At 68.9% G+C, this 26,383-nt stretch carries 25 protein-coding genes; 8 read left to right on the top strand and 17 right to left on the bottom strand.

The window, feature by feature from the left end; all coding sequences use genetic code 11:
• Nucleotides 1-19: 19 nt before the first annotated feature.
• Complete coding sequence (locus ACIPV2_RS01975; protein ID WP_400837762.1) at nt 20-2,545, top strand: LuxR C-terminal-related transcriptional regulator; 2,526 nt, start codon at nt 20-22, stop codon at nt 2,543-2,545.
• Between the two features lie 150 nt (nt 2,546-2,695).
• The gene (locus tag ACIPV2_RS01970) at nt 2,696-3,562 is read left to right on the top strand and encodes an IniB N-terminal domain-containing protein (protein ID WP_400837759.1); all 867 of its coding nucleotides are present in this window, start codon (nt 2,696-2,698) and stop codon (nt 3,560-3,562) included.
• A gap of 463 nt (nt 3,563-4,025) precedes the next feature.
• Here ACIPV2_RS01970 and ACIPV2_RS01965 read toward each other — a convergent pair whose 3' ends face one another.
• The 5 genes from ACIPV2_RS01965 to groES form a co-directional block, all read right to left on the bottom strand.
• Entirely contained in the window at nt 4,026-5,657 is a 1,632-nt protein-coding gene (locus ACIPV2_RS01965; protein ID WP_400837756.1) for a dynamin family protein, read from the bottom strand.
• Nucleotides 5,657-7,588 carry a dynamin family protein gene (locus ACIPV2_RS01960; RefSeq protein WP_400837753.1) on the bottom strand — a complete coding sequence of 644 codons (1,932 nt, stop codon included), beginning with the start codon at nt 7,586-7,588 and terminating at the stop codon, nt 5,657-5,659. The genes ACIPV2_RS01965 and ACIPV2_RS01960 overlap by 1 nt, the downstream gene beginning before the upstream one ends.
• A 31-nt stretch (nt 7,589-7,619) precedes the next feature.
• Nucleotides 7,620-7,829, bottom strand: coding sequence for a hypothetical protein (locus ACIPV2_RS01955; protein WP_400837750.1), 210 nt, complete (start codon nt 7,827-7,829; stop codon nt 7,620-7,622).
• A 92-nt stretch (nt 7,830-7,921) separates the two neighbouring features.
• Nucleotides 7,922-9,034 (bottom strand): hypothetical protein, encoded by a 1,113-nt coding sequence (locus ACIPV2_RS01950; RefSeq protein ID WP_400837747.1) that lies wholly within the window; start codon nt 9,032-9,034, stop codon nt 7,922-7,924.
• A gap of 223 nt (nt 9,035-9,257) precedes the next feature.
• On the bottom strand, nt 9,258-9,554 hold the full coding sequence (groES, locus tag ACIPV2_RS01945; protein WP_099196502.1) for a co-chaperone GroES: 297 nt from the start codon (nt 9,552-9,554) through the stop codon (nt 9,258-9,260).
• 304 nt (nt 9,555-9,858) lie between these two features.
• On the opposite strand from groES, the gene ACIPV2_RS01940 reads away from it, so the two are divergent.
• The gene (locus ACIPV2_RS01940; protein ID WP_400837743.1) at nt 9,859-11,040 is read left to right on the top strand and encodes an SAM-dependent methyltransferase; all 1,182 of its coding nucleotides are present in this window, start codon (nt 9,859-9,861) and stop codon (nt 11,038-11,040) included.
• A gap of 24 nt (nt 11,041-11,064) precedes the next feature.
• Here the strand turns inward: ACIPV2_RS01940 and ACIPV2_RS01935 are convergent, their stop codons facing one another.
• The 12 genes from ACIPV2_RS01935 to flgN are packed head-to-tail and all read right to left on the bottom strand — an operon-like array spanning nt 11,065 to nt 21,893.
• Nucleotides 11,065-12,099 (bottom strand): hypothetical protein, encoded by a 1,035-nt coding sequence (locus ACIPV2_RS01935; RefSeq protein WP_400837740.1) that lies wholly within the window; start codon nt 12,097-12,099, stop codon nt 11,065-11,067.
• Between the two features lie 3 nt (nt 12,100-12,102).
• Complete coding sequence (locus ACIPV2_RS01930) at nt 12,103-12,543, bottom strand: hypothetical protein (RefSeq protein ID WP_400837737.1); 441 nt, start codon at nt 12,541-12,543, stop codon at nt 12,103-12,105.
• Complete coding sequence (gene tsaD / locus ACIPV2_RS01925) at nt 12,540-13,628, bottom strand: tRNA (adenosine(37)-N6)-threonylcarbamoyltransferase complex transferase subunit TsaD (protein WP_400837734.1); 1,089 nt, start codon at nt 13,626-13,628, stop codon at nt 12,540-12,542. Before tsaD ends, ACIPV2_RS01930 begins: the two co-directional genes overlap by 4 nt.
• Nucleotides 13,625-14,236: a ribosomal protein S18-alanine N-acetyltransferase gene (gene rimI, locus ACIPV2_RS01920; protein ID WP_400837731.1), complete on the bottom strand. Its 612-nt coding sequence runs from the start codon at nt 14,234-14,236 to the stop codon at nt 13,625-13,627. The genes tsaD and rimI overlap by 4 nt, the downstream gene beginning before the upstream one ends.
• Complete coding sequence (gene tsaB, locus ACIPV2_RS01915; RefSeq protein ID WP_400837728.1) at nt 14,233-14,820, bottom strand: tRNA (adenosine(37)-N6)-threonylcarbamoyltransferase complex dimerization subunit type 1 TsaB; 588 nt, start codon at nt 14,818-14,820, stop codon at nt 14,233-14,235. The genes rimI and tsaB overlap by 4 nt, the downstream gene beginning before the upstream one ends.
• Nucleotides 14,817-15,992: a hypothetical protein gene (locus ACIPV2_RS01910; RefSeq protein WP_400837725.1), complete on the bottom strand. Its 1,176-nt coding sequence runs from the start codon at nt 15,990-15,992 to the stop codon at nt 14,817-14,819. The genes tsaB and ACIPV2_RS01910 overlap by 4 nt, the downstream gene beginning before the upstream one ends.
• Before the next feature lie 9 nt (nt 15,993-16,001).
• A complete protein-coding gene (locus ACIPV2_RS01905) occupies nt 16,002-17,633 on the bottom strand; it encodes a sensor histidine kinase (RefSeq protein WP_400837722.1) in 1,632 nt (543 codons plus the stop codon).
• Between the two features lie 46 nt (nt 17,634-17,679).
• Nucleotides 17,680-18,693, bottom strand: a complete 1,014-nt coding sequence (locus ACIPV2_RS01900; RefSeq protein ID WP_400837719.1) for a response regulator transcription factor — start codon at nt 18,691-18,693, stop codon at nt 17,680-17,682.
• Nucleotides 18,694-18,735: 42 nt separating this feature from the next.
• Nucleotides 18,736-19,107 carry a flagellar assembly protein FliW gene (locus ACIPV2_RS01895; protein ID WP_400837716.1) on the bottom strand — a complete coding sequence of 124 codons (372 nt, stop codon included), beginning with the start codon at nt 19,105-19,107 and terminating at the stop codon, nt 18,736-18,738.
• A complete protein-coding gene (gene flgL, locus ACIPV2_RS01890) occupies nt 19,104-19,985 on the bottom strand; it encodes a flagellar hook-associated protein FlgL (RefSeq protein ID WP_400837713.1) in 882 nt (293 codons plus the stop codon). The genes ACIPV2_RS01895 and flgL overlap by 4 nt, the downstream gene beginning before the upstream one ends.
• Nucleotides 19,986-19,995: 10 nt before the next feature.
• Nucleotides 19,996-21,405, bottom strand: a complete 1,410-nt coding sequence (gene flgK, locus ACIPV2_RS01885) for a flagellar hook-associated protein FlgK (RefSeq protein ID WP_400837710.1) — start codon at nt 21,403-21,405, stop codon at nt 19,996-19,998.
• A 5-nt stretch (nt 21,406-21,410) separates the two neighbouring features.
• Entirely contained in the window at nt 21,411-21,893 is a 483-nt protein-coding gene (gene flgN / locus ACIPV2_RS01880) for a flagellar export chaperone FlgN (RefSeq protein ID WP_400837707.1), read from the bottom strand.
• A gap of 204 nt (nt 21,894-22,097) precedes the next feature.
• On the opposite strand from flgN, the gene ACIPV2_RS01875 reads away from it, so the two are divergent.
• From ACIPV2_RS01875 to ACIPV2_RS01855, 5 genes are all read left to right on the top strand, one after another.
• Nucleotides 22,098-22,901: a sigma-70 family RNA polymerase sigma factor gene (locus ACIPV2_RS01875; RefSeq protein ID WP_400837704.1), complete on the top strand. Its 804-nt coding sequence runs from the start codon at nt 22,098-22,100 to the stop codon at nt 22,899-22,901.
• An 88-nt stretch (nt 22,902-22,989) separates the two neighbouring features.
• Complete coding sequence (locus ACIPV2_RS01870; protein ID WP_400837701.1) at nt 22,990-24,174, top strand: flagellin; 1,185 nt, start codon at nt 22,990-22,992, stop codon at nt 24,172-24,174.
• Between the two features lie 63 nt (nt 24,175-24,237).
• On the top strand, nt 24,238-25,620 hold the full coding sequence (gene fliD / locus ACIPV2_RS01865; protein WP_400837698.1) for a flagellar filament capping protein FliD: 1,383 nt from the start codon (nt 24,238-24,240) through the stop codon (nt 25,618-25,620).
• A gap of 2 nt (nt 25,621-25,622) precedes the next feature.
• Complete coding sequence (fliS, locus tag ACIPV2_RS01860; protein ID WP_400837695.1) at nt 25,623-26,027, top strand: flagellar export chaperone FliS; 405 nt, start codon at nt 25,623-25,625, stop codon at nt 26,025-26,027.
• The gene (locus ACIPV2_RS01855) at nt 26,024-26,290 is read left to right on the top strand and encodes a hypothetical protein (protein ID WP_400837692.1); all 267 of its coding nucleotides are present in this window, start codon (nt 26,024-26,026) and stop codon (nt 26,288-26,290) included. The genes fliS and ACIPV2_RS01855 overlap by 4 nt, the downstream gene beginning before the upstream one ends.
• The last annotated feature ends 93 nt before the right edge of the window (nt 26,291-26,383 follow it).

The following is a 26,383-nucleotide window of genomic DNA, read 5'->3' as shown; positions in this document are numbered from 1 at the left end:
CCGAGACCGGCACCCGATCATGATCCAGCCCGCTGCAGCCCTCGACGAGCACGACCCGAGCGCGTCGCCCCTCAGCTGGGAGCGCCAGATGGGCGCGGCTCGCGGCGCGATCGGTCGCCGCATCCCGCGAGCGGCGCTGATCGGAACGGCCGGAGCCGGCAAATCGAGCGGCCTGCAGCAGCTGTACGAGCTCTTCACCGGCCAGGCCCGCGAGGTCCGGGTGCTGCACGAGAGCGCAGCAGCGGTCGCCGACGTCCCCGCGCAGCACATCCTGCTCGTCGACGACGCCCACCTGCTCTCGGACATGCAGCTGCAGCATCTCGGCGAGCGTGCGCAGGACCCGGAGGCTTCGCTCATCGTCGCGCGCCGCCCGTGGCCAGCGCGGCCCGCCCTGCGTGCCATCACCGCGCGGCTGGAGCAGCACGCGCCGGCGATCGTGCTCGGGCATGTCACCCGGGCCGACATCCTCGACCATCTCGATGCCCGGGGACAGCGGCTGCCCGAGTTCTGCATCGAGCACATCGTTCGGACCACTCGGGGCGTGGCCTGGCTTGCCGCCGCCGCCGTGCAGCACCACGACTCCCGGGACTGCGCACACGATCGCGATCATGAGAGTCTCGACGCCTCGGTGGCCGAGCTGATCATCCACCGCCTCGACACCATCGACGACGGTCTGCGGCGGAAGATCGAGGAGGTGTGCATCGCCGCCCCCGGTGCCATCTGCACCGAAGACGGCGACCCCGACGACTGGGCGCTGCAGGGGTACGCGCACGGGCTGCTGGTGCGCAGCGGCGAGGCCGCCCCGCTTGTGCGCGCCGCGGTGCGGCAGGCGCTTCCGGCGCGACGCCTGATCGACCTGTGCGTCAGCCACCCGGAGTCTCTTCGCGACCCCGCAGGGCTGCCCGCTCTGCGCGACTCGCGAGTGGCGGATGTTCTCATCTCGACCGCCGATCGGATGCTGCGGGAGGATCCTCGACAGGCGTCCGCGCTCTACGACGCCGCGGTGCGGTGCGGTGCCCCGGAGCACGCCCTGTCGGCGCGGCGCGCGGGTGCGGCCTGGTCGAGCGGCGACCTCGATGCGGCGGCGATCGCGGTCGAGGACGCGATCTCCTCCGCACCGGAGGACGTGCCGGCGGAGGTCAGCGCGGTTGCGGCGGCCACGTGGGCGGCGCGCGCCATGATGCGCGAGGCGCATCGCGTGCATCAGGTGGTTCCGCCGACCGACGAGGTGACGCGCGCGAACGCGGCCGTCGCCGCGCTCGGTGTCGGCGAAGACGGCTCTCCCGTCCCGACGGTGCCGCACGCACTGCCCACAGCGATCGGCGTGTCGAGTGCGCTGCTGCGCAGCGGTCTGCAGGCCACGACAGGGCCGGATGCGACGGAGTCGGCCCTCGCGGATCTGATTCGTGCGGCGGAGATGTACACCAGAACCAGGCGCAGCGACGCCCTGTGCGAGCTGCCGGCAGTGGTCGCGACGGTCGTGGCGCTGAACCTCGGCCGGCTGGTCACGGCGCAGTCCGTTCTCGAAGACGCCATCGACGGCGATCACGGTGGCCCCTGGGCGCGAAGGCGCCTGCTGCTGTGGAGCGCCTGGGTCGCGGTGCAGCGCGCGCATCCGGCCGAGGCTCGCGAGCTGCTGCGGCGTGTCGAGGCGACCGGCACCGCGAGGCTCCCAACCCGCGATGAGTTCATGCTGCAGGCCGTGCGCGTCGCCATCGCGCGCAGATACGAGGACGCGTCAGGTCAGGATGCCGCCTGGCAGCGCGCACGGGCTGTGCTGCTTCGCACCGATATCGACCTCTACCTGCTTCATCCGCTCGCAGAGCTGATCACCGCGGGCACCAGAGCCGGCGACGCCGACCGCGTCGAGCCGCAGGTGCGCGCCGCGCTGCAGATGGTCGAGAGACTGGGCAGTCCGCCGCTGTGGGCGGCGCACCTGCGCTGGGCGGTCATCCAGCAGGGCATCCTGCTCAGTCGACCCGATCGGCTGACGCCGCACGCGAAGGCCCTCGTGGCCGCGGCGGTGCACAGTCGAGTGGCGGCGGGGATGGCCAAAGCCGGCCGCGTCTGGACCGACGTGCTCGCCGGATCCGTGGCCGCGGAAGCCGTCACGACGGCAGCCGAGGAGCTGGCCGCCGTCGGGCTGATGTGGGACGCCGCGCGACTCGCCGGCCACGGCGCTGCCCGGACGGCCGACCGCAGAGTCGCCGCCCAGCTGCTCGCCTGTGCTCGAGAGCTGCACCCCACCGACGGCACAAGGCGTCCCGAGCCGACGGCGGGCGGCGACGCGGACGCCGTCGATCGCACCGCCGCAGAAGAGGTGCTCAGCGACCGGGAGATCGAGGTCGCGCGGCTCGTTCTTCAGGGCAAGACGTATGCCGAGATCGGCGCCTCGATCTTCATCTCGCCACGCACCGCCGAGCACCACATCGCGCACATCCGGCGGCGCATCGGCGCCGCTTCACGCTCGGAGATGCTCGCCCGGCTGCGCCTTCTGCTCGGGGACAACGACGTGGGCGCGGGGCAGACGACACAACCCCCGTGATCCCCCATCCGGGCATCGGGCAAACCCCCGATGCCGCGCGGGTGCCTCCGCGCATAGCATGCGATTCACCGATCGTTCCCGACTGCTCGGGGGTCTTGGCTGCAGGGGCGCGGTGACGCCTGACCCGGCCGAAGTCGAAAGGGGCTTCAGATGACATCGCCAGTGGAGACCATCGCGGATGCGCTCATCGCATTCATCCTGAGCCTGCTGCGCGATCCGGACGCGGCGGAGGGCTTCGTGTCCTCGCCGGAAGCCGCGCTGGCGCGGAACGGGCTCGAGGACGTGTGCATGGCCGACGTCGCGGCGGTCAGGCCGGTCATCGTCGACCATCCGCACGTCATCAATCAGTCGAGTCCGCCGCCTCCGCCGCCCGCCGACCCCGCCGGGGCCTCCGGTGACGGGGCCGTGCGCGAGATCGTCCGGATGATCCAGCAGTACACGACTCACATCGACGCGCGCTCGACGATCCTCGACCAGTCGGTCAACCAGAACATCTGGACCGAGGGCGGCGACGTCACGCAGGTGTTCGATCAGGAGGCCGTCATCGCCTCCGGCGACAACGCCGTCGCCGCAGGCGGCGACGCCACCGTCGTGGACTCGGATGTCGATGTGACGGTGGGCGATGTGTCGGTCGGGAACGAGACCAACGACGGGAGCTTCAACCAGACCGGCACCGACCCCTCCGATGACGACGACACCGCCGGCGCACCGGGCGCACCCGGCGACGCGGCAGACGGCGCCTCGCAGCCCGACTCCTCCGCAGGCGACGCCGACTCCGACGCTCCTGAGGCGGCGGTCGCTGCAGTGGGGGCGGCGGTCGACACGGCCGTGCAGGCCGGAGCCGAGACCGCCCCGGTCGCGGCGGCCCAGCCCGCGCCTCCTCCGGCCGACGTCCCCGAACCCGCCGATCTGCTGGAGAGCGACATGACCGCCGGTGCAGCAGACGCGTACGACTCCGACTCGGCGAGCGCAGCGCTCGACGACCAGCCTGTCGACATCCCGGTCGAGGATGACTGACGCGGCCCGGCGAGCGGATCCGCCTGCGGTGCCCCGGACACGGGATGCCGCAGGCGGAGCGTTCGCGCCGTACCGCTCGCGGGAGCTGCCCGCTCGTCCGCCGCTGACGAACCCCAATGCGGCGCCGGTGATGGTGAAGGCGACCCCGCCGTTCTCGATCCGGTTCAGCCAGTTCCTGTGGATCGCCAGCTTCGCCCTCGGCGGGTTCACGGCGGTGTACCTCTTCGTGATCCGCAAGGATCTGCTGCCCCTCATCACCGAGTCGGCGAAGACGGTGACGACAGGCCGCAGCGAGCAGACCTACGAGACGGCTGCCGACATCGTGTTCTGGGTGGTGTTCGGCGCGCTGGTCGGGTTGCTGCTTCTGCAGATCACTCTGCTGGTGTCGTTCATGGGCCGGCGCCCGAATGTGCGCTGGTGGCAGCTGCTCACCTTCGCCCTGCTCGCGCTTCTCGTCGTGCTCTCACCCGAGTGGGTGGCGCTGGGCGCCCAGGGAGAACCATTGCAGCCGCTTCTTGCGGCGCAGGCCGCCCTCGTTCTCCTCGCTCTGCTGTGCAGCATCCTGCCCCGCGGGATCGCCTGGTCGGCGCGGCGGATCGACGTGCGACGCGGGCCGGAGGGCTCTGGTCGCGACGGTCTCTGAGGCGACCGCGGCGAGGCTGCGCAGCACGGCGTTCACCACGTCGCGCCTGGCCCGATCCGCGGTCGGGTCGGCACACAGCCGGCGCCACTGGTCGATCTGCGTGTGCACGCGTCGGGAGATCTCCTCCGGCGTCGCGCCCTCGGGAAGGCCCAGGCGAGCGGATGCCGTGACGCCCGCGGCGCCGAGGATGAGCTCGGCCTCTCGCGCCTGCGGCTCCGGCAGCGGCAGGCCGTCCGCCCTGGCCTCGGCGAGCAGCGCGAGTTCGCGCAGCGTGTGGGCGGATGCCCGGAAGCGCTCGATCCCGGCGAGGACGGCCTCGCATCCCGGCTTCGGCGCACGGCGGATCAGTGCCTGCAGCTGCAGCACGACGCTGCGCGCCTTGAGCACATCCGCGCGAGGTCGGAAGTGCCGCTGCACGAACTCCTGCAGCTCGATGAGCCCGCTCTGCTGGATCAGGGCATCCGACAGCTCCGACGAACTGGACACGCCGCCCCGGATGACCGCCGTCGCGAGGCGGACGCCGAAGATGCCGAACCTGCTCAGCAGCTCCTCGCGAACCGACACGCTGAGTCCGGTGGCCGTGCTCTCGCGGACGAATCTGTCGGCGGAGACGAGCAGGCTCTCGCGCTTCGCCCGTTCGAGGCCGGCGAGTTCGCGCAGCGCGATGTACTCGCTCTCGCGCAGGGTGCGCGCCCCCTCGGCGAGCAGACCCGCGACGGGCACGACTCCCAGAGCGAGCGCGCCGAGGGCGCCGTCGCGCTCGTAGCGCCGTGCGACCCGGCGGGCCGAGAGCAGGGAGTCGATGCGGCCGGAGCCGACCTCGTCCGATCGCGACAGCACCGCCAACGCGCACACGCTCGCTCCGGCTCCCGCGGCGGTGTCGCGGAACGCCTCGAGGAATCGCACATCCGAGCCGTGCAGGTGACGCATGAGGTACACGACGGCATCCGCAGCCGACGGCGCGTCCTCGGGGGTGAGGAAGCGCGCGGTGCGCGCCGACGTGTCGGTGGAGAGTGACGAGATGCCCGGCGTGTCGATGAGGATGAGCGACGAGAGCCCCTCGAGCGGCCAGCCCACGTCGATCCACTCGATCTCCTCCGCGGTGCGTCCGCCCAGGTCGAAGGCCAGCAGCCCGCGCTCCCGCCGGACCGGCATACGCGCGGTGGTCCCGTCGCGCAGATGCATGGTGACTCGCGGCGTGGGCGAGTAGCGGTACCAGGTCACGACGCGGGTGCATTCGGCGGTGTCCGTCGCGGCGATCCGCTCCCCCAGCATCGCGTTGAGCAGAGTCGACTTGCCCGCCTTCACCATCCCGGCGATGGCGAGGCGCAGCGGCTCGTGCAGCCGCGCTTCCAGCTGGTCCACGAGCGCGACCGCATCGCGGTCGCCGACGTACACCGACCGCGTGGTGCGCAGCAGCTCCTCCGTGTCTGCGATGACCCCGGCGGGCATCACTCCCCCGCCTTCTCGCCGACGGCCGCCCGCCTGGCGGGTGCGAACCGGGTGATCGGCTGATGCGCCGCCGGCATCGTGCTGGCGGCTGCGCGAGGCGACTGGCCGATCGCGACCGGAGCCGGCGGAAGCGCCGGGATGCTCCGGCGCGCACGCTCGAGCTCGCCGAGACGCTTCTTCAGCAGCAGAACGCGCTGGTCCCGGGTGGTGGTGAACCCGGATGCCGCCTGACGGGCCCGCTGCAGAGCATCCGACAGTGAGCTGTGCAGCTCCTCCGCGAGCGCGCCGAAGTGGTCGCGCGCGGTGCGCTGCACCAGACGCAGACGGTCCTTGAGCTGCTTGCCCACCTGGAACGTGACCTCGTCGATGTAGCGCCTGACGATGATCTTCGCCTCCTGCTGGCGGCGGCTGAGCCGGTTGCCCATGTCCTCGCGGTATGCCCGGCGGCCGACGAGCACCCCGGCGAGAAGCGAGAGCGGGTTGATCAGGGCCATGCCGACGAGCCCGGTGACGAGCCCCACCATCAGCACGCCTCCGTAGGAGCCGCGCACGCCGATGTAGATCTTCTCGCCGGCACTGAGCTGACCCGCTTCGAGTCCGGCGATCTCCTCGACGGGGTCGAGCACGCCGCGGATGTCGGAGACATCGCTGACGGGGATGTCGTCCTGATCCTGGCTGAAGAGCTCGGCCACCTCCTCCGAGAGCCAGCGGGAGCGCTCGTCGGTCCAGACGAACGTCTCCGACACGGCGGCGGTGACGCGCTGGTCGAGCCATTCGCGGATCTGATCCCAGATCGGCCCTGGATCGCCCTCGTCGATCGCGCGCTCGGCCTCCCTCTGCACCTTGCGCAGTCGATCGCGCACATCGTGCTCCATGTCGGCGACGAGGTCCGCGATGCCGTCGGTGAGCAGCACCTGCCATCGTGCGGAGCGCCCGCGGAAGTCGTCCGCCTTCGCCTTCGCGACCTCGAGTTCCGCGATCATCCTGGGCGTGTCCTCGGGGTTCAGCAGGGCGTTCAGCTCGGCCCGCAGCGACATCTCCAACTGATCGACCACGGAGACGAGATCGTGCACAGCGCCGCGCTCGTGGATGGTCTCGGCCCTGCCGAGCACTTCGCGTCGCAGATGCGCGACCAGGGCGGGGAAGCCCGATTCGTCGTTCAGCGCGCGATCCTGCAGTTCAGCGGCGAGCAGCCGCAGGTCGCTGGACACGGAGAAGATCGGGATGTCGTCACCGCCGCTGAGGTGTGCGCGGTCGATCTCCTCGATGCGTCGCCATTCCGGGTACAGGTCGGTCTTGGCCAGGACCGCGGCGACGTTGGGCGAGATGCGCATCGCGTGGCGAAGGAACTGCACCTCGGGTTCGGTGTACTCCTGTGAGGCGTCCGAGACGAGCAGCACGGCATGCGCGGATGAGAGCGCGGCGAGGGTGGCGAGCGAGTTCGACGACTCGAGCCCGCCCACGCCTGGCGAATCGACCAGTGTGAGCCCGCCGCGCAGGATCTCCCGCGGAAGCAGCACCTCGGCGGAGAGGATGCCGCGCTCGTTGCCTGGATTGCCGCGCTCGGAGACGTACTGCGCGAGATCTTCGAGGGGTATCTGTCGCCGCTGCGGCTCGGCTGCGGCGCCTGCGGGTCGCTCGATCACCCACGCCGAGGGCTGCTCGGCGTAGCCGACGGTGGTGGGCACGCTCGTGGCGACGTCATCGTCGACCGGACAGGCGGGAGCGTTGACGAGCGCATTGATGAGCTTGCTCTTGCCCTGTTTGAACTCGCCGACGACGATCACGCGCACCGCAGGATCCTCCAGGCGGTGCTTCGTGCTCGCGAGTCGAGCGGCGAGATCCTTCCTCCCCGCGGACGCGGCGAGATCGCCGACGTCGTGAATGACGTCGACGATCTTCGCCTCCCCAGCTGGATGCTCTCCCGGCACGTGCGTCCCCTTCCGTCGCGTCCGATGCGGATCAGGCGAACAGCTCGGGCCCGGGGAGGTCTCCCCCGCCATCCAGACCGCCGGCGAGACCTCCCCAGATCTCGTCGGCGTCCAGGTCCCAATCGGATTCCGAGATGTTCGCGATCTCCTGAGTGAAGGCGTCGGCGCCGAACGGATCGAGAAGACCCGCATCTCCCCAGGGCGCGTCGTCCAACGGTGTGGCATCCGGTTCGTCAGACATGGCTCTCACTCCCCTCGAGTGCTCAGGAGCCTAGTGGTGTGCCTGGCCGCCCACCAGAGGGCGGCCAGGCAGGTCGTGCGCCGCTCGATGCGTCAGAGGGCGACGTCGGACGCGTCCCCGAAGGGGCTGCCGAGATTGGAGTCGTTCACCGTCATGTCGAAGTCGGACGTGTTGGTCGAGTTGTCCTGGTAGGAGTCGTCGACCGTCCAGCTGGTGGAGTTGTCCACCATCGACTCGTCGTTGAACGAGTCAGTGAAGGACCAGTCCTGCGAGTTGTCCGTCACCGAGTTGTCGGAGTTGTCCGAGTTGTCGCTGTTGTCGGAGTTGTCGGAGTTGTCGCTGTTATCGCTGTTGTCGGAGTTGTCGTTGAACGAGTCGGTGAACGACCAGTCCTGCGAGTAGTCCTCGTTGAACGAGGCGGTGTTCCAGGTGTTGCCCGTCCAGACATCGCCCATGCTGATGTCGGTGTCGACGTTCATGACCGTCGCGTCGCCGCCGGCTGCGGCCGAGCCGTCTCCGGATGCGATGTTGCTGCTCTGCCCGAAGTGCTGGCCGACGTCGCCGCCGGAGGAGATGCTCTGGTTGACCGACTGGTCGTTGAGCGTGGTCCGTCCGTCGATGCTGAGCGATCCCGCGCCGGCCATGGCGCCCATGCCACCGCCGCCCGCGCCGATGCTGACGTCGCCGAACCCCGAGTTGAACTGCCGCACGCCCGAGGTGACGGAGTTGTCGTAGAGCGTGTTGTACGAGTCGGTCACCGAGTGATCCGAGTTGTCCCGCCACGAGTGGTCGGAGTTGTCGGAGTTGTCGTTGTACGAGTCGTTGGTCGAGTTGTCGGAGTTGTCGCTGTTGTCGGAGTTGTCGGCCACCGAGTTGTCACTGTTGTCCGAGTTGTCGTTCACCGAGTTGTCGGAGTTGTCCGAATTGTCGCTGTTGTCGGAGTTGTCGCTGTTGTCCGAATTGTCGCTGTTGTCCGAGTTGTCGCTGTTGTCCGAGTTGTCGTTCACCGAGTTGTCGCTGTTGTCGGTCGTCGAGTTGTCCGTGACCGAGTTGTCGGAGTTGTCCGTGACCGAGTTGTCGGAGCTGTCACTGCTGTCGCTGACCGAGTTGTCGGAGTTGTCCGAGTTGTCGTCGGTGTTTCCGGAGTTGGCGATGCCCAGGTTCCACTGGGCTCCGGAAGAGTTGGCGTTGCCGTCGAGAGCCATGATCGATTACCCCTTCATCGTGAATGTGCCAGGTGGCGTCTGATACGAGTGTGAGACTCAGGCACATTCACGGCATCGGGGGCCGGCCCGAGGGCTGTGGGGGCCCGGCGGGGGCATCCGCGGGGCCGATGCGGGGATCGATAGGGGTTGGGCGACTCGGGGGTACGACAGAGGGCCCGGATGCCATGCATCCGGACCCTCTGGGAGCTGGTGTCGAACCGCGTCAGCGGACGACGACCGCGAGCACGTCGCGGGCCGAGAGCACGAGGTACTCGTCGGCGCCGAACTTGACCTCGGTGCCGCCGTACTTGCTGTAGAGCACGCGGTCGCCCACGGCGACGTCGAGCGGAACGCGGTTGCCGTTGTCGTCGATGCGGCCGGGGCCCACTGCCACGACCTGGCCCTCCTGGGGCTTCTCCTTGGCGGTGTCGGGGATGACCAGACCGCTTGCGGTGGTCTGCTCTGCCTCGACCTGCTGGATGACGATGCGGTCCTCGAGCGGCTTGATGGAAACCGACACGGTGTACCTCTTCTTTCGTGACTGAGTTCAGAAGATCATTAGCACTCTCGAGGTGAGGGTGCTAACTCCAGTCTATGCCGAGCGCTGGCACTCATGCAATGCGAGTGCCAGCCTCTCGGTCATCTGCCCCCCGGTCGTTGAGCGAGCGAAGCGAGTCGAAACGCACGCACCGCCCCGCGGACGCTCCCGGTCGTTGAGCGAGCGAAGCGAGTCGAAACGCACTACGCACCGCCCCGCGGACGCTCCCGGTCGTTGAGCGAGCGAAGCGAGTCGAAACGCATGCCCCGCCCCGTAGGCTCTTCCTGTGGAGATGTCTGAGCTGACCGCGCTGCTCACGCGTGAGGGCCTCGCGCTGCTCGACCAGGTCGGGGCCGTCGAGTCGGCTGCGGACGTCGCACGAGCCGTGTCGCGGCTGCGCGTGGCCGGTCACTCCCCCGACCTCGTCTCGGCAGTCGTCGGCCAGGCTCGCCTGCGCGTGAAGGCGCGGGCGAAGTTCGGCGAGTTCGGCGATCGGATGCTGTTCACCCGGGCCGGCCTCGAGCAGGCGACGCGCCTGAACGTCGCGACCATGCACGCCGTGCGGCTGCGCCGCGCCGGCATCACCCGCGTCAGCGACCTCGGCTGCGGCATCGGCGGCGACAGTCTCGCCTTCGCGGGGGCAGGGCTCTCGGTCGAGGCGGTGGATGCCGATGAGGTGACCTCCGCGATCGCCGCATACAACCTGGCGCCGTTCCCTGATGCGACCGTGCGCCAGGGGGTCGCCGAGGACAGCCTCCCTCCAGAAGGCGCGGTCTGGCTCGACCCGGCTCGGCGAACAGCCGGGCACAGTGAGACGACCCGGACCTCCGCCGCCGACTGGTCGCCGTCGCTCGACTGGTGCGTCGAGGTCGCGCGCCGGCACCCCACCGGCATCAAGCTCGGCCCCGGCCTCGACCGCGACCTCATTCCGAACGACGTGGAGGCGCAGTGGGTCAGCGCCGACGGAAGCGTCGTCGAGCTCGTGCTGTGGAGCGGTGAGCTCGCGCGTCCTGGCATCCGCCGCGCTGCCCTGGTGCTGCAGGCCGGTGAGACGCACGAGATCACCGCGGCGGCCGACGCCGACGACGAACCGGTGCGCGAACTCGGCACCTACCTGCACGAGCCGGATGGCGCGGTGATCCGCGCCCGGCTGATCGGCGAGGTGGCCCGGATGCTCGATGCGGGGATGGTCGACGAGCAGATCGCTTACCTCACCGGCGACGCGGCGCTCACCTCCCCGTTCGTGCAGTCGTTCCGCGTGCGCGAGACCATGCCGGCGCACGTGAAGACGATCAGTCAGGCGCTGCGCGCGCACGACATCGGGCGCCTCGAGATCAAGAAGCGCGGCATGGACATCGATCCCGCCGTGTTCCGCAAGAAGCTGAGCCTGAAGGGCTCGAAGGCGGCGACGCTGATTCTCACCCGGACGGCGTCGGGCCGCGTGGCGATCCTCGCCGACCGGGTCTGATCAGCCCGCCGCCACAGGCATCCGTCACCCGCCGTCTCGCACGATCGTCAGGATCGGCCCGCGGGTGCTCGTCTCGCGCACCTCGTACCTCGCGTCCTGCACCTGGAGGAGGTAGAGGCCGTCTTCCGCCGGGTCGCAGGACTGCACGACGGCATCGGTCGCAGGATCCACGACGTAGATGCAGGTGCGCGCGTCCTGCGAGATGAAGATCGGGACGCTGCCGTCGTAGCCGATGACCTGCAGATAGTTCGGGGCGACGCCCTCGGCTTCGAGCATCCGGATCTGCCGCAGCTCCTCGTCGGTGTACTGCGACTCCCAGCCATAGTCGGCCATGCTCTGGCGCATGATGACCAGTGCCTCGCGGCCGGTGATGTCGTTCACCAGCGTCGCCCAGTACGTCCACTCGCCATCGTCTTCGGAGTGACTCGCCGAGACGCCGACCGGTTGGGCGAAGGCGATCTCGTCGTCCGGCGGGGGCACGCACTGATGCTGATTGCGGTCGCCGACGTGAATCGCCAGGCAGATTTTTTCACCATCCTCCGAGGTCGCGCGCCACACCGACGCGTCGTACTTCTCGCCGAGGTAGACAACCGAGCCGGGGTCGAAGCGCGCGGCTTTCTCGATCTCGGCCATGGCCTTCGCCTGGGCGGCGGTCATGGATGGAGTGCTGTCGCGGTTGAGCAGCATCCAGCCGCCGCCGAACCCGAGCAGAAGCGCGATCAGCGTCGAGAGGACGAGCATCGGGATGCCAGGGCGCCGACGCGCCCGCGACACCTCGCCTGTCGGGGACGACGAGTCCGACTCCGCCTCCGAGGGCGCCGCCGCGGACGCGGACGGCGCAACGGGAAGCGGCTCGGGGGCAGCATCGTGATGGGATGGCACCGGTCTCGCCGAGGTCTCGTCCTCCGCCGGTGGAGGCGGCGCGATCACCGCATCGGCGGCGGCACGGGCATCCAGTTCCCGCAGCTCGGCGAGCTCGGCCTCACTCGCTCCCCCGCCCGCGGCGAACGCCCGGCGCTGCAGCTCACGTCGTCGTGAGCTCTCCGCCTGGTTCAGCATCCATCACCCCAGATTCTCGAACTGCATGGCGGCCCACAGCAGCCATCCCGCGCTGAACAGCGTGGCACACAATCCGAGCACCAGCGCCCAGATCGCCACCGACCGGTTCTCGATCGGACGCCGCAGCGACATCATCGCCGCGATCACCGCGATGACCGCGACGGGGATGCCCCAGCCCACGAACATCGAGGTCGCGAGGGCGACGATCGCCGCTACCAGCGCCCAGGGCGCGAGACGCGCGTCGTCGACGGGTGTCGTCCCCGTCGACGGCTCCCACTCCGGAGTCGCCGCCGTGTCGGCATCCGGATGCGCGGCCGCGGTGCGCTCGACGGGCACCGGCGCCGTCGGCAGCTTGCCGTATCCCTTCGACGCACCGGGCACAGCGGCATCGCCGCTGGGCTTCTCGACCTCGGGGGTGGGCTGCTCGATGCGCGGGTCGCTCATGCCGGGCTCACCTGAATCTCGGTCACCGGCAGCGTCGAGTCGGCGCCGAAGGCGAGGGTCGACGGCCCGCGGCCGCTCGCGATGAGCTCGGCGGCGAGGCCCGCGATCATGGCCCCGTTGTCGGTGCACAGCGACAGCGGCGGGATGCGCACGGCCACGCCCGCGGCCGCCGCCCGCTCGAGGGCCACTTCACGCAGCCGCCGGTTGGCGATCACGCCCCCGCCGAGCAGCAGACGGGGCACGCCGCGGTCTGCGCAGGCGGCGAGCGCCTTGGTGACGAGCACGTCGATGACCGCCTCGCGGAAGCTCGCGGCGACGTCCGCCACCGGTAGTGCCGTCGCATTGGGTCCCTGAGCCTGCCGAAGGGATTGGGCCCGCTCGACCCAGCGCGCGACAGCTGTCTTCAGGCCCGAGAACGAGAAGTCGTAGCGGTGCTTCGCCATGTCGGATGCCTTCGACAGCCCCCGCGGGAAGCGGATCGCCTTGGGGTCGCCGTCGGCCGCGACCTTATCGATCTGCGGTCCACCGGGGTACGGCAGACCGAGCAGCCGGGCGACCTTGTCGAAGGCCTCGCCTGCCGCGTCGTCGACGGTCTCGCCGAGCAGCTCGACGTCGGTCGTGAGATCGCGCACGTGCAGCAGCGAGGTGTGCCCGCCCGAGACGAGCAGGGCGATCGTCGGATACTCCAGCGGCGCGGTCGCGCGGTCGTCGGAGGTGAGGATGTCGGCGGCGATGTGCCCCACGAGGTGGTTCACCGCGTACAGGGGCTTGCCGAGCGAGACGGCCAGGCCCTTTGCTGCCCCGACGCCGACCATGAGGGCGCCGGCGAGGCCGGGGCCGCTGGTCACGGCGATCGCGTCGAGCTCGTCGAGCGTCACGTCTGCTTCGGCCAGGGCCCGCTCGATCGACGGCTGCAGCGCCTCGAGGTGCGCGCGTGCGGCGACCTCGGGCACGACGCCGCCGTACCGGGCGTGCTCGTCCATGCTCGACGCGATCGTGTTCGACAGCAGCTGCCGTCCGCGCACGATGCCGATGCCGGTCTCGTCGCAGCTCGTCTCGATCCCGAGCACCAGAGGGCCGGTCATGCGCTCGCCTCCTTCGCGGCATCCGCGTCCACGGCATCCGCGTTCGCGGCATCCTGGGCATCCGGAATGCCGGACTTCTCCCGGATCGCAGGAGCAGTTGCCGCATCCGCTCCTGCGTTTCGCACGTTCTCCTGCGTTTCCGGTGAGGCGGCATCCGCCCACGACCGCAGGTCGAGGCGCATCACCACCGCATCCACGTCGCCCGGCTGGTAGTACCCGGGCCGCCGGCCCAGCTCGACGAAGCCCTCCGAGGCGTACAGCGCCCGTGCGACGGCGTTGTCGTCGCGCACATCGAGGAACAGCTCGCGCGCGCCGCGCTCGACGGCCGTCGCGATCAGCGCGCGCAGCAGCGCCCGACCCCTCCCCTGGCCGCGAACCGAGGGGTCGAGCGCGATGGTCTGGATGTCGGAATCGGCCGACCCCTGCAGGGCGCGCACCCCGCCGTAGCCGACGACGCGCTCGCCCTCGATGTCGACGAGGTAGACGTTGTGCAGGCTGCAGATCTCGGTGCCCATCGTCTGCTCGCTCCACGCGTCGGTGGGGAAGCCTCGCTGCTCGAGATCCATGATCGCGGCGAGGTCGTCGAGGGTCGCGATGCGCAGGGTCATACGCTCACCCGCTTCGGCGCGCCCGGCTGCACCACGTCGGGCGAGCGGAGGTAGAGCGGCTCGGGGTCCGCCAGAACGCGCCCGGCGGTGATGGCTGCAGCCCCCACACGGGCGAGCGCCGCAGCCGACAGCTCGGTCGTCTCGTGCGTCTGCTCGTCGAGCTCGACGCCGCGCTTCTCGAGACGGGTCGGGCGGATCAGGCTCGGGATGCCGTCGGCATCCACCCCGTCGAAGACGCTCACCGCGATCTCGCGACGGCGGGCGTCGGTGACGACCGCGAACGGCCCTTCGGCACTCGCATCGAGAGCGATGGCCAAGTGGCTGGGAATCGGGATGAGCGGGATGCCGCGACCGAGCGCGAAAGCGCGTGCCGCAGCGATCCCGATGCGCAGCCCGGTGAACGGTCCCGGCCCCATGCCTGCAACGACATGCGTGATCCCGGGACGCGCCACCTGCGCGAGCAGATCGCCGATCACCTCGGCGTGGCCGAGCGGATCGGGGGTGCTGACCTCGGCGACGGTGCGCCCGTCGGCGTCGACGACGGCGACGGTCGTTCCGAGCGAGGTGTCGACGGCGAGGATCACCCTCTCAGATTAGTCGCGTCGTCTGCGTCGGCCGTGACCCGCCCGTTTCTCTCCCACCGGTCTCCACCGAGCCCGACGGCGCGTTGTGCCCGTTCATCGGCGAGTTCGACGAGAGTGTCGTAATCGAATCTCGCCTCCAGCACGGTCGCCCATCCGACGCTGGCGGAGGTCCTGATGGCGCTCGGATCAAGCCGCTCGTCCGTGGATGACACCCGCCCAAGCAGGTTGCGCAGGTGGTGCGTGACCGCCTCCTCACTGCCGGGCACCAGCGCGAGCAGACGACCGTCGTCGATCGGCGCGACGTCGGCAGAAGGAGGAAGTGCCGCGACAACCCTTCCCGTGAACCGCTTCACTATCAGAGCGAAGTCCGACGAAGCGGTCGATTCCCGCAGATCCACGAGGCCGTCGAGTCGCACGTCGAGCAACGACCACGCTGCCTCCTGGTGCGCGCGCACGCGCTCCACCCTCCCGCGGATCACCGCGTCGGGGTTGGCGGACGTACTCGCGCTGTTCGGCGGTTGAACCCGGGCAAGCAGCAGGATGGTCAGCGTCGCTGCGACGCTCGTGATCAGCGTGCCGATCACGTTGAAGTCCCGCAGCACCGCGATCTGATCCTCGCCGCTGAGTTGCGGGGTCGAGAGAGTCCAGAGCACGTTCAGGGCAGCTGTGATGGCGAACCCGCCGGAAGCGAGCATGAGCGGCAGCAGGATGTCGCGGGGGACGTTCTTCAGCCGCAGCAGCTCGAAGGCGATCAGACCAGCGAAGACCCCCGCACCCGCGAAGCAGATGCGGAAGAACACGGCGAACACCTCGCTCTCGGCAGTCAGGGCGAGCGTGATCGGCACGAGGGCGACGAACATGACCGCTGCCTGCCATGAGGATCGACGACCGGCATATAAGCGCACGCCCAGCCATATCAGCGGCTCGGCGCACAGCATCAAGCCCGAAGCCAGCGCGCGCATCGCCGGCAGCTCGAGTTCGACAGCAGTCACCCACGCGTAGGTACCCACCAGGCCCAACCCGAATGCGGCGGCCCACGTGATCGCGGCGCGATCGGGACGGTGAAGCACGACAAGGCCGATGACGGCCGCCGCGCAGATCGTGACCACTGCCACGAGCGCCTGCGGCAGACCGGCATGCAGCCCGGCGATCACCTGAGCGTTCTCGTTCATCAGCTGCTCCTAAATCGAGATCTCGCTTCGGGGTGCGGTCAACAGAGGAACCGCGCTGTGGATCTGCGCACCGTCGGGGAATCGCATCTCGACGTGGGTGCCCTCGCCGGGGCGACTGGTGACGGTCACCTCGCCATGATGCTCATCGACGATCGCGCGGACGATCCCCATGCCGAGACCAGTGCCGGAGATCCCGCTGTGCACGGCATCCGGTGCCCGGAAATAGGGCTCGAACAGGCGTTCCAGATCCTCGGGTGCGATGCCGCGACCAGTGTCCGAGATCGTCACCTGCGCCCGCTCATCCCGAGAGATCCCCAGACGGAGGATGACGCTTCCGCCTCGCGGCGTGTACTTCACGGCGTTGCTGAGCACGTTGTCGATCGCTTGCCGCAATCGGAAGGCGTCACCGGACGTCATCAGGGTCTCGAGCCCCACCACCGACAGGGTCAGGCCCTTGCCCGCTGCGGTGGGCAGGAAGAGCTCGACGGCGGCATCCGCCAGCACGCGCAGGTCAACCGGTTCGGGTTCGATGAAAGCCGCGCGCCCCGTGTCGAGAGCCATCTTCGCCAGACGCTGCATCCGTTCGCCGGCGTGCGCCATCACCTCGAGCTGCTGGTGCACGCGAGCAGGAAGATCATCGCGGTCGAGGAGCAGCTCCACGTGGCCGATGAGAGCGGTGAGGGGATTGCGAAGCTCATGAGAGACGATGGCGACCATTCTGCGCCTCTCTTCGCTGGCCTCGAGCTGCTCGGTGATGTCGTCGAGAATGAGCAGGGTGTTCTCCGCACCATCATCGAGGCGAGCGGTGCGTTGGGTAGTCGCGTTCAGTGCACGCCAGCGGCCTGCGGTGTCGTACAGCCAGACCCGCTCCGCGCACAGCTGTTCCCCGCGCGCAGCGCGGGCGAGCACGGTGTTCCCGCGCCGCAGCGGTTCGCCTCGATGGTCGTCGTACTCGACAGCCTGAGCAGGAAGCTCTGCTCCGTAGCGGTCTCTGCCGTAGAGCGTGCGATACGCCTCGTTCATCTTCAGGATGTCGCCGTCGCTCGAGACGACGACTAGAGCGGTGTCGAGCGCATCGATGATGTCCGTCACGCGACGCTGATGACCCGCGGCGCGTTCTGCGGCGCGATTGATCTGCTCAGACTGCCGTCGCAGCAGACGCCGAGTGGCCCGGCTTCGCCGGGCTCCGATCTGAATGCTCGTGCCGAGGAAGCTGAGCGCGAGAACGGTGATCACCACGCGTACGGCCGTGTCTGACGCAGTGCCCTGGAAGCCGGCGAAGAGGATCAGGCATCCGCTGACGAAAGCCACAGCACCGGCCACGGCTGATGCGGAGTAGTAGGTGGCAAGCCACGCCACCGGGATCACCCAGAGGAAGCCGACCCTCATGTCCTGCACGGACGATGCGAAGCCGATCGCGAGGATGTCGACGAAGGGGAGGACCATCGTGGCGCCCTTCGACACCCGCGACCACGGCACGAGCAGAGCGCCGATGGCCGCGAGCACCGTCACGGCCAAGCCGAGCAGGAAGAGCGGGTGGCCGAACGCCGATGGCTTGAGCAGAGCCACGATCATCGCGACGCTGACCATGCAGCTTGTGCAGACCAACTGCCAGCGCAGAATCGACAGACTGCGTCGCATAGTGTGGCTTCTTTCCTTGATCTACCCTGTCGATAGGTTACCCGTGTCAACGCTCGGGGGGAGCATCCGGGGCTACGGGCCGGCGATCATCTCCGGAGAGCCGGTATCCCTCCTCGGCGCTTCCCTCGATGTATCGCGGACCGTCGGGCACGTCTTCGAGCTTCCGTCTCAGTTCACCGATGCATTCGTCGATGTGAGCCTTCTCGGAGTCACTCACCTCGTACCATTGCCCCTTGGGTTCACCGCGCAGCACGAGGGCGAGATCGGATCGGTTCCGCACGCGCCGCCTCGACTGCAGGAGGGTGGCCAGCAAGGTGAACTCCTCGGATGCGAGGGTGACCTCTCTCTGCTCGACGAGCACCACGCGGGTCTCCGGATTCACTGCGAGCCCGCCATATCGCAACCATCGTTCCTCGCTCGCGGGTGCCACTCTCCCCCTCAGAACCGACGATGGGTCGCGAACCGCTGCTTGCGGAGGGTGGGTCGAAGCGCTCTCCGGCTGCTGGTCGACCGGGGAACGTGCGGGGATCGAGGGTGGCCGGATCGCCAACCTGCGCACGAGTGCCTCGAACCGTGCTCTCAGCTCACGCGGGCCGATGGGGAGCACGATGTAGTCGTCCGCGCCTGCGTCGAAGCCGCGCAGGACCTCGTCCGGATCGGAGCGGACAGAGAGGATGACGATGTGGGTGGCGCTCACAGCTCGGATGCTGCGAGCCATCTCCAGCACGTCGTCGCCCGGTTCTTCTCCGATCACCACAGTCAACAGCGGGGAAGAGCGGCGGATGGCCGCAAATGAGGGCGACGCCAGCGGAAAATCCGCTGGGACGAAGCCGAGATCTCGACACGTCTGAGCAAGCGACTGAACGAGCTCGAGAGCACCACCGATGATCACTGCGTTCGACTCTGAACCATTCACAGCAAGCCAGCTCCCAGCGTCGTCGAGCGGCTGTCGCCGCTGCACAAACCCCCCGGCGTAACCGACGCTATCCGTCGTCCGTGAGGACGCCGGAATGGTCATCGCGTCGAGCTGTCTCGCATCCTGACCCGTTCGCGTCGGCACTGACGACACTACAGCGTCTGCGGTCCGCGCGACGTGTGCTAGTCAGCGGAGCGAGGCGCGCAGCGGGTAGTCCTGCCCTTCGAGGATGATCTGGGCGGTCGCGCCCGTCGCCTTGTTGGTGATGATGGGCGCAAGGAGGTTCACGTGCACGCCCTCCGCGGTATGGCTCGCGACGACGAGCAGCAACGCGTCGTCTGGCGCGGTGAGGCCGAGCGCGTCGACGTGCTCATCGGTCAGGATCGGGGCGTAATCCGAGACGACGGTCTGCGGGTCGACCACATACAGTCGCAGACCGTCGTCGTCGGTTGCGCCGAGCGAGAAGAGGCCGTCTGCCCCGCCGATCGGGTCGAGCCGGAACCGCGTGTGCGGCGCCAGCCCGAGCGGCGGGGTGACGAAATCGAGAATGGCGGTCATCGCAGGAACTCCAGAAGTGAGGGCTGCAGCACGCGGCCGGTGACGGCGAGGGCGGAACGGTAGACGAGCTCCTGCGCCTGCAGCTGCACGAGGACCTCGACCGTGTCGACATCCTCGACCGCTGCTCGTCGAGCCTCGAGGGAGACCGAGTCCTGCACTGTCGCCTCCTTGGCTCGCTCCATCTGCGCCTGCCGCGCGCCGACCGAGCCCTGCACGCTGAGCATCGCATCACGGCGCTGATCGATCTCGTTCAGTCGGAAGCCGACATTCCGCCCGTCGCGCAGATCCTTCACGATGTTCGTGATCAAGGCGAACACCGAGTCCTCGTCGCTGCCGAAGACCGCGGCCCCGTCGGTGTCGACGCGGATGGATGCCTCGTCCGAGACACGACGGACCACTTCCGCCCCGGGGAGCCCGCTGAACACGCCGTTCTCGTCGAACGCGGCGGTGTCCGAGGTGCCGGCGAACACCGAGCGCCCCAGCACAGTGGTGTTGGCCCGTGCCAGCAGTTCGTCGCGGATGCTCTCGAGCTCGACTGCGATGGCCTCCTTCGCTGTCGCGTCCATCGCACCGTCGTTCGCGCCCTGCACGGTGAGGTTGCGCGCACGGGCGATCAGCGCGGTGCTGGCGCTGATCGCCGAATCCGCGGTGGCGAGCCAGGCGATGCCGTCGTCGATGTTGCGGGCGTGCTGGTCGGTGCGACGCTGCTCGGCATGGAGGCGCAGCGTCGTGGCGGCGGCGTTCGGATCGTCGGAGGGAGCAAGGAAAGCCCGCTGCGAGTTCGCCTGCTCCTGCAGCCGCGACAGCTCCGAGAGGTTGGCCTGCAGCTGGCGCATGGCCGTCTGCGTCATGGATGATGCGGTCACGCGAGAGATCATGTTCGTCCTCCTATCGGCCCACGAGTCCGGTGCGGTTGATGAGCACGTCGAGCGATTCGTCGACGGCGGTCAGCACTCGGGCCGCCGCCTGGTACGCCGTCTGGTACGTCAGCAGGCTGATGGTCTCCTCATCGCCATCGACGCCGGCCACCGAACGCTGCGCTCCCAACGCCGCCACTGAGGCGACGTCCGAGAGCTTGGCCCGCTGGATGTCTCCTGCCGTGGCGACCGCGAAGCCTGCGACGACATCGGCCCATTTCGAGTCGGGTCCGTCCGGTCTGCGGCCGAGCTGCGAGATCGCGTCGGCATTGCCCGCGTCGAGCGGTCCGCCGCCAGACTTGGCGACAGCGAGATCGGATGCCTTCTGCACCGCCACGCTGAGCCCCAGCGCGGCAGGTCCCGCCGTCGACAGTGCGAAGAAGTCGCCGCCCTTTTCTCCCGACGCGGTGACGCCGAGCCCGTGCTGAGCGTTGACCCTTTCAGCGAGAGAACTCGCGACCGCGTTGTACGACTGAGCGAGGCCCGCGAGCGTGCCCCCCTGCTCGGCAGGAGCGAGCACGCTGAGCATCCCGCCCAGCTCTCCGCCCTCGACCGACGCAGCGAAGCCGTCGGCACCGCTCCACGACACCGACAGCGCTCCGGACTGGCCGATGGTGGTGGGGCCGGTGAGCGTCAGCGACCGGGCATCCCCTCCGGCGACGAGGGCATTGCCGTCGATGCGGACCGTCATCGTGCCATCGGCCTCGAGGGTGCCCTTGGCGCCGGCGAGTCGCGCCGTGGTCTGCACGAGAGCATCACGCTGATCGATGAGCTCGTTCGCCGAGCGGCCTGCGCCGAGCGCATGGCGGATCTCGGTGTTCAGCTGAGCGATCTGCGACGCCGCGGTGTTGATCTGCGCGACGGCGCGTTCCGCCGACTGCCTGCCATCGGTCCACTGCGTCGCCACGGCCCGGTATCCCCCGGCGATGTGCGTCGCCAGCTCGGCGGCCGACTGCAGCACAGTTGCGGCGGCGGCACCCTGTTCAGGAGTGTTGCCGAGGTCCTGCCATGAGTTCCAGAACTGCGTCAGGCGCGCGGCGAGGCCGTGCTCGGTCGGCTCGGCGAGTGCGGTCTCAGCGGTGGTCGCGGCCAGGGCGCGCGCCGACCAGAAGCCTGCGGCGGAGGCCGTGTCGCGGACACGGGCATCGAGAAGGGCGTCGCCCAGTCGGGCGATCCCGTCGACCGAGACGCCGTGGCCCGGAAGCGCGCCCATGCTGAAGCGCCCGGACTGCGCCACCGCGGCGATCGCCGACGTGCTCACCCGCTGGCGGGTGTACCCCTCGGTCGCCTGGTTGGCGATGTTCTGCCCCACGACGTCCATCCCGCGACGCGCGGCTGCGAGAGCGCTGGCTGCGGTGCCTAGCCCGCTGAAAGTCGACATGTTCCTCACATCTCCGTGTCGATGATGCGCGCGGAGTCCTCGCGTGCGCGTTCACCGTGAGTGGTGTATTCGCCGGTGTCGTCTCCGAGTCCGGCGATGGTCTCCTGCGTGGCACGCATGACGGCGCGCAGCTGCTCGGAATTCGTGTCCCGCAGTCGGCTGATCTCGTCGGTCAGCTTGGTCAGGGCGCTCAGGTGCTCGGTGAGCACGTCGCGCCACGCCCCCTGCGGAGCGCTGTCGATGAGCTGTCGGATGCTGGCATCCTCTGGTGCTCCCCACTCCTCGGCGACGCTCTCGGACTCGACGACGCGTGCGATGCTCGCGGAGCGAAGACCTTCGAGCACCTGCTCGATCTCACGAGTGGCGAAGTGCATCCAGCGTGATCGGCCGGCGGCGAGGAGCAGTTCCTGCTCCTCCAGCTTGAACAGCAGCAGCTCGAGCAGCTCGCGCTCGCGCCACAGCTGCATGGACAATTCGTTGGCTCCCATTTGCTCTCTTCCCCAGTCTGCGTCCCCAGCGGCTGACGGGCCGTGCGACCCGTCAGCTTCTAGCTATCGACCGCGTCAACGAAATTGTTATCCGGAAGGTGTGAGGAATTCTCCCCATGCCGCTACTATTCAGAACGTGGTATGGGGGACCGACCATATTGGGGGCCGAGTGGGCCCTGGTATTCGTACGGAGAGGCCACCGCCATGACGCGTGACGAGCGCAATCGGCTCATCGAAGAGAACCTGCCGCTGGTGGGGTATCTCGCATCGGAGACGCACGCTCGCGCGACGCACGTGCCGCGCGAGGAGCTCGCGTCGGCGGGCGCTCTCGCTCTCGTGACCGCCGCCGACGCGTTCGACCCTTCGCTGGGAGTGCCGTTCGGAGCTTACGCGCGCCGGCGGATCCTCGGGGCGTTCGCCGACGAGATGCGCTCGATGGACTGGGCGACCCGCGGCATCCGTCGTCGGATCAAAGAGACCACCGCCGTGCAGGAGACGCTGTCGGCGGCTCTCGGGCGCCAGGCGTCCGTCTCCGAGATCGCGACCACGATGGGCGTCTCACACGACGAGGTGAGCGGCGCCCTCGCGGACGCCGGACGCACGGTGACGACGCTCGACGAGGTCTACGAGTCGGATCTCGCGTCGGTCACGCCGTTGCCCGAGGAGTCGGCTGTCGTCTCCGAGCGCCGCGCCGTGCTCGAGCACGCCATCGCCGCGCTGCCCGAGCGGATGCGGTCGATCGTGCACGCCGTGTACATCGACGAGCGCCCAGTGAAGGAGATCGCCGAAGAGCTCGGCGTCTCGCACTCCGCCGTGTCGCAGCAGCGCGCCGAGGCGATTCGTCTGCTGCGGGATGCCCTGGAGCGGTACTACCGCGATGGCGGGGAGGCGATCACGACCTCCCGCGTCTCGACATCCGTGCGCGAGGGGTTCTTCGCCCGGATCGCCGAGACCGGCGGGGCGCGCATCGCCCGCGCTCTCGCGGCGCCGGAGCCGCTCGCCACCTGACGGCTAACGACCCGCGTTCATCCGCCGATAGGTGTGGGTGGAGCCCACGGACGGGCTCCGTACGAATCCCATCACGGAGGAACACAACATGGGTATGCAGATCAACACCAACGTGTCGGCGCTCAACGCCTATCGCAACCTGTCGTCGACGCAGAACGACCTGTCGAAGTCGCTCGAGAAGCTCTCGAGCGGTCTGCGCATCAACCGCGCTGCCGACGACGCAGCAGGCCTGGCGATCTCCGAGGGCCTGCGTTCGCAGGTCGGCGGTCTGAACGTCGCGGCTCGCAACGCCCAGGACGGCATCTCGGTCATCCAGACCGCAGAAGGCGCCCTGACCGAGGTTCACTCCATCCTGCAGCGCGTGCGCGACCTCGCGGTGCAGGCCGGTAACGACTCGAACAACACGGAGTCGCGCGACGCGATCGCGAAGGAGGCGAAGCAGCTGCTCTCGGAGCTGGGTCGCATCGGCGATTCGACCAACTTCAACGGCATCAGCCTGCTCAAGGGGGAAAATTCCGAACTGAAGTTCCAGGTCGGCGCCGCCGGCGACTCCGCCAGCCAGATCACCGTCAACCTTGGGACTGCCAATGTCAAGGAGATTGCCGAGGAGCTGGGCAGCAAAGCTCTCGGCACGGAGGGAACGGCCTTCGCAATTGCGGATAAAGCCGCGCGCGATCTGCTGGGTGGCACGGCTTCCTTCACCACTACGAAGGATGGCGTCGCTACGACGATCACGACCGACAATCTCGGCACCGCCGGTCAGTTCGACAGCGTCGAGAAGTATGCTGACGCGCTGCGCGCCGACAGCAAATTCTCCGCCAACTTCTCCGTATCGGTCACCAAGGACGCGAACGGCGCCGGTGTTGGCATCGTCGTGTCCGCGCTCAACGGTGGAGAGGTCACGCCCGGAACGGCAGCAGGCGTCAACACGGGTCTGACCGCCGGCCTGCCCGGCACCCCAGCGACCGGCGGGCTGCAGTTCGACTCCGCTGCGAACGCGCAAGCGTCCCTCAAGAAGATCGACGAGAAGATCACCGCGATCTCGGCTGCGCGTGCCGATCTCGGTGCGATCCAGAACCGCTTCGAGTCGACGATCAACTCGCTCAACGTGTCGGCAGAGAACCTGTCGGCTGCTGAGAGCCGCATCCGCGACACCGACATGGCGTCCGAGATGGTCAAGTTCACGGCGAAGAACATCCTGTCGCAGGCCGGCACCGCCATGCTGGCCCAGGCCAACCAGGCCAACCAGGGCGTTCTGCAGCTGCTGCGCTGATCGACAGTCCCCGGGTGAGCGACCCGAACGCTCACCCGGGGACACCCTCTTCGAAAGGCTCCCATGGGAATCGCACTCGACGGTCTGGTGTCGGGCCTGAACACCACCGAGCTCATCAAGTCGTTGATGGACGTCAACGCCATCCCCCGCAATCTTCTGAAGTCGAAGATGACCGACAAGGGCGTCATCATCTCGAACCTGCAGTCGTTGAACTCCTCGCTGCAGGACATCGCCACCAAGGCGAAAGCGGCCCTCGCCCCGGGCGCCATGGCCCGCTTCGCCACATCGTCGTCGGCATCCGGCGTCAGCGTCTCCGCGACCAAGGACGCCGATCCAGTCACGGCGGAGATCGTCGTCGACCGCGTCGCCCAGCGGCACTCCGTCGTCACCGCTGCCTACGCAGCCTGGCGTGACGAGCCGCCGGTGCTCACACTGCAGAACTCCGCCGGCGAGCGAGTGGAGATCACCGCCGCCTCGTCATCGCCTCAGGACGTGGCGAAGGCGATCACCGCCGCGGGCTTCGGCATCACCGCTCGTGCCGTCTCCGCCGGAACCGATGCCGAGGGGTCCCCTCTGTATCGTCTGCAGCTGTCGGCCGCCGAGACCGGCGCCGCGGGCGCGTTCCGCGTCGACCGCGGCGATATGGCATCCGTGGATGCCGGCACCTCCATCGACCTCGCCAGCGAGGCGGGGGCCGCGACCATCACGACGGGCGCGGACGCGCAGATCCGTCTGTGGGCCGGCACCGCCGCCGAGCAGGTGGTCACGTCGTCGAACGGGACCTTCGCCGACCTCTTCACCGGCGTGAATGTCACCGTGACCGCCAAGCCGGCGGAGCCGGTCACGATCGGCGTGACCCGCGACGCGTCGGCACAGGCGAAGGCATCCGGCGATCTGATCTCGCAGCTCGCCTCGCTGCTCACCCGCATCGACAACGGCTCCACCGCGACCGTCCCCAGCGGCGCCGGTGAGACGACCACCCTCGGCGTCTTCACGGGCGACAGCACAGTTCGGGCTCTGCGTCGCGCGCTCGCTGATGCCGTGCAGTACCCCGTCGACGGCCTCTCACCCTCGAGCATCGGCGTCTCGGTCGACCGTCATGGCGTGCTGTCCTTCGACCAGGCGAAGTACACGGCCGCGCTGGCGGAGGATCCGGACCGGGTCGCTCGGCTGTTCGCCGGTGTCGTCGAGCGGGTTCAGGACGTCACCGAGACGTACTCCGACAAACACGACGGTCTGCTCACCGCGCGCATCACCGGCCAGCAGGGCGAGGTCGATGCCATCGGCGAGCAGATCGGACGTTGGGATGTCCGCCTCGCGCAGCGTAAGGCGACGCTCGAGCGCACCTACGCGCAGCTCGAGGTGCAGCTCTCGCGCATGCAGTCGCAGTCGTCGTACCTGACCTCGCAGCTGTCGGCGCTGACGCCGAAGCAGAACGGATCGTGAACATGAACGCAGCCCTCAAGGCGCAGCAGCGCTACCGCGAGCACGCCATCCTCTCCGCCGGCCCGGAGCGACTGCTCACCATGCTCTACGACCGGCTGCTGCTCGACATCGAACGAGGCGAGGCCGCGCAGCGCGCCGGCGACTGGGCCGAGGCGAACATCCAGCTGCAGCACGCGCAGTCGATCATCGTCGAGCTGACCGCCTCGCTGACCGACGCGTGGGAGGGCAGCGCCGGACTGCGGTCGCTGTACACCTTCCTCACGCAGACCGTGATCGGCGCGAACATCGGCCGCGACCCCGAGCGCACCCGGACCTGCGCTGAGTTGGTCGCCCCGCTGCGCGACGCCTGGCATGCCGCCGCCGAGTCGATGGCGCCTGCCGCGCCGACGGTCGCCGCCCGAGCATGAGCAGCGCAGAGTGGGTCGATGAGCTCGATCGTCTCGAACGCGAGCTCGACGTCCCCGAGAACGCCATAGAGCCCTGGCATCCGCCCACCACGCCGATGCCCGCCGAATTCGCCGATCGCGCCCGCGCCCTGCTGCTGCGGCAGCAGGACCGGATCGCAGAGATCCGCCGGCAGCAGGATGCCATCGCGCACCAGCTCGTGACGCTGCGTCGCGTTCCGGATGCCGGTGCTGACGCATCCGCTTATCTCGATGTCGTCGGCTGAGCCGCCTAACGCATTCGCACCATCAGCCGATAGAGCCTGACGAGCAGGGAGCGCTCTCAAGAATCGGCCACGGATAGGCCTCACCTCACCGAC

The organism is Microbacterium sp. NPDC089987 (assembly GCF_044748505.1).
Classification (GTDB): Bacteria; Actinomycetota; Actinomycetes; order Actinomycetales; family Microbacteriaceae; genus Microbacterium.
The sequence above is the reverse complement of the archived record's forward strand: the minus strand, read 5'-3'. Positions and strand labels throughout refer to the sequence as shown.